We start from the raw sequence: 491 nt of genomic DNA on the forward strand, positions 1-491 counted from the left end.
AGTGGTTCCACCGGACGACCCAAAGGAGTGCAAATTCGCCACAGCGCCGTGGTGAATTTCTTAAGCTCAATGTCCCACAAACCGGGAATTGTGTCCGAAGATGTGCTGGTGGCGGTGACGACCATTACCTTTGACATTGCCGCGTTGGAGTTGTTCGGACCGTTAAGCTTAGGCGCACGCGTCGTCCTCAACCGCGATATTATTGCCGACGGCGGTCAAAGCACAGCCGCCTTAGCAGCAAGCGCCACGGTGATGCAAGGCACGCCCGCCACTTGGCGAATGCTGATGTCAGCAGGCTTTTTGGGCAACCCGCAATTGAAAATACTCTGCGGTGGTGAAGCTTTATCCCGGGAACTTGCAGCGCAATTACTTGAGCGCACCCATAGCTTGTGGAATATGTACGGTCCGACAGAGACCACCATTTGGTCAGCGGTGTCTCAAGTACAGGCAGGTTCTGGATCGGTGTCCATCGGAGGAGCGATCGCCAACAC

Annotated in this window: 1 protein-coding gene; it reads left to right on the forward strand. The window is 55.4% G+C overall.

The genetic code is table 11. The features are described from left to right. Nucleotides 1–51: 51 nt before the first annotated feature. A partial coding sequence (locus AABK37_RS41845; RefSeq protein WP_432557251.1) for an AMP-binding protein occupies nucleotides 52–491 on the forward strand: 440 nt, incomplete at its 3' end.

The sequence above is a fragment of the Tolypothrix sp. VBCCA 56010 genome, assembly GCF_050875635.1.
Taxonomy (GTDB): Bacteria; Cyanobacteriota; Cyanobacteriia; order Cyanobacteriales; family Nostocaceae; genus Hassallia.